This window comes from Cupriavidus sp. WS, from assembly GCF_000395345.1.
GTDB lineage: Bacteria > Pseudomonadota > Gammaproteobacteria > Burkholderiales > Burkholderiaceae > Cupriavidus > Cupriavidus basilensis_B.
The window spans coordinates 1-2,641 of sequence record NZ_AQPL01000179.1 but is presented as its reverse complement, the minus strand read 5'-3'; the positions used below and the strand labels follow the sequence as shown (position 1 = coordinate 2,641).

The window sequence follows — 2,641 nt, the reverse complement described above, 5'->3', positions numbered from 1 at the left end:
GGCCTGCGCCGCGGGCCGCGAGAAGGCCTGCTGCTCGCCAGCGCGCGCCGCCTGGGCCCGCGCGGGAAAGCATTCGCCGTCGGCCAGCACGAGCCGGATGGCCGCGTCGAGCATGTCCGCGCTGCAGGCCTTGGACAACAGGCCGCGCACATTGCCGGGCAGTTCGCCGGCGCCGGGCGGCGTGCAGACTTCATCGGCCAGCACCAGCACGCGGCGCGGCATCAGCGACCGGCAGGCCTGTTCCATTTCCTGCCAGTGCGTGGCGGGATCGGGCGACAGGCCGTAGATCATCAAATCGGCGTGGCACAGCCATTCGGCAGGATAGGGCAGGGAACCCGGGTCGATGTCGACCAGATCGCCATGCAGGCCCGCTTGCGTCAGCAGATGGCGCAGACCCAGGCGCAGGAGTGGATGAGGCTCGATCAAGAGGATGGTGGCCATGGCCGCTCTCTTTCTTGTTGCTGCATGGCGAGCCCCGCGACAACCCGCACATGCTGTCGGAAACGCCCCACTATCCTGTGGATGCGCTTCCCTACGATCCGGCCCGGCTCCCGACTGCCGCTGCGTGCCCGTCCAGGTTCGCTGCGTGCCTGACTTCCCTTGGTGCCGTCTACGGATCGCCCCGTTTGCGTTGTTATTACGCTTTCGTTGCTTCTTCGATACTTCTTAAGTCAGAGTTAAAAAAATCTAACTCTGGTCAGAGCATATGCACTGCAACACATGATTGCAAGTCAGGGTTACACCCGGCGCGGGCCGGTCAACGGGGCACGAACAAGAGAGGCGGGCGCCGGTTTCGGTAGCGGGTTCCCGCCGGCGTTGCGGGTTTCGGGATAATCCGGGCTATAATTATCGGCATTAGATTTCACTATGCATTTCTACCCGGATGCATTTGGTGACTGTTCAAGTGCCTTATGAATCAATACCTTAGCCCCAAATCGGGGCTCACGCCATGCAATCCGCCAAAGTGCCCAGCCTGACACTCACGCGCAGTGAGTTCGCCGCGGTCCGGGCCTATGTCCAGGGCATGCCGGCCACGATGGTGGCCGATCGCTACCTGTCCGACGACGGCGACGACGACCCCGGCGGGGAGTCCGCGCTGCGCGTGCTGCTGGGCCTGCGCGACCGCATGGTGCAGCTTGCCCACCTCCACAGCCGCCCCGATCTGGCGGAATTGCTGGAAATGGGCCCCGGGCGCTCCAACCGCGGCATGGACCGCCGCGTCGAGGCGCTGGCGGAGCTGGAGCGGCTGGGCACGGCGCGGCCGCGGGCCGATCACGGCATCGAGCTGTGGTTCTCCCCTGCCCTGGCGCGGCGCCTGCGCGCGCAGAAGATATCGAATCTACATATTCTGGTCGAGCTTGCCAACCGTCACGGCAATGCCTGGTGGCGCTCGGTGCCGCGCATCGGCGCGCTTGCCGGCGGAGCCATCAACCGCTGGCTTGCCGAGCATCGGGATATCGTCAGGGACGAGCATGGCGCGCCGCTGCTGCGCGATCACGTGGGGGCGCGGGGAAAGCTCGGCGAAGCCGTGCTGGCGCCGGGCCTGCGGCAACTGGTGCCGTTCGAGCTGATGCGGGCGCCGGTTCGCGGAGCCGATGGCGAGCCTTCGAGTGGAATAAAAAGCACTTTTACAAGCGATCTTGCTGCCGTCGGCGCGTGGCTGGCTGCAAATGAATCACAGCAAAGTACCTGGCTGGCCTATCGCAAAGAAGCCGAGCGCCTTCTGCTGTGGGCCGCCACGGCGCGCCGCAAGCCGCTGGCGGCGCTCGACGCGCAGGACCGGCAGGACTACCTCGCCTTCCTGCGCCAGCCGGCCCCCGAGCGCCTTTGGGTCGGCCCGCGGGCGCCGCGCGATTCGGTGGCGTGGCGGCCGTTCACCGGGCCGCTTTCGGAGAGCAGTGTCCTGCATGCGTCGCGCATCCTGGGCGCCCTGTTCGAATGGCTGCAGCTTCGCGGCCATGTGGCATCCCATGTCTGGCAACCGGAGCCGCGGGCGCGTACGGAACCGCGCGCGCGTGCCCGGCGCGAGGCCCCGCTGCGGCCGGGTACGGTGCTGGAGACCGATTCGCTGGACCGCTTCCTGGGCTGGCTGTCCGCCCAGGCGCGGGCGGACGACGGCCTGCGCTACCGCGCGGCCGAAGCCGCCGTGCGCGTGCTGCAGGCGCTGCCGATCGGCTTTGCCGAGCTCGCGGAATTCCGGCGCGACCAGCTTGGCGCGGCTGGCGATGCGGACAAGTATTTCCCGGAAAATGATCTGGACGAAGCGGCGCGCGCGGCGCTGGTGCGCCACTGGCACGACCGGGGGCTGGACTGGGACGCACTCGCTGGGCAGCCCATCGTCCTGGTCGGACCGCCGCGCCTGCCGCCGACTGGGCGGGCACGGCGCAAGGCCGACAGTTCACCCGGCGCGGGATATTCGGTCCGGGGCCTGCATGCGCTGCTCAGCCAGGCAATAGAGCGCTATCGGGCGGAAGCGGATGGAGAATTTGCGGCCCGCTCGCCTCGCGATCTGGCCGGGCGGCGGACGCGGATGAAGCCCGTGGTTTCGCGTGGGGGTGGTGCTTCGGTGGCGTCGGACGTCGGGGATGGTGCCGCTGCTGGCGGAGTTGCTTAATCTGGGCGGGGTGTTCTGGCGGGGTGT

General features: G+C 67.9%; 1 protein-coding gene and 1 pseudogene. One reads left to right on the top strand and one right to left on the bottom strand.

The window, feature by feature from the left end; genetic code table 11:
* Positions 1 to 441: pseudogene (locus K206_RS0115300) on the bottom strand (DNA-binding response regulator); the annotation flags it as partial.
* 508 nt (positions 442 to 949) lie between these two features.
* Here K206_RS0115300 and K206_RS0115295 point away from each other — a divergent pair.
* Complete coding sequence (locus K206_RS0115295; RefSeq protein ID WP_020203274.1) at positions 950 to 2,614, top strand: phage integrase family protein; 1,665 nt, start codon at positions 950 to 952, stop codon at positions 2,612 to 2,614.
* The last annotated feature ends 27 nt before the right edge of the window (positions 2,615 to 2,641 follow it).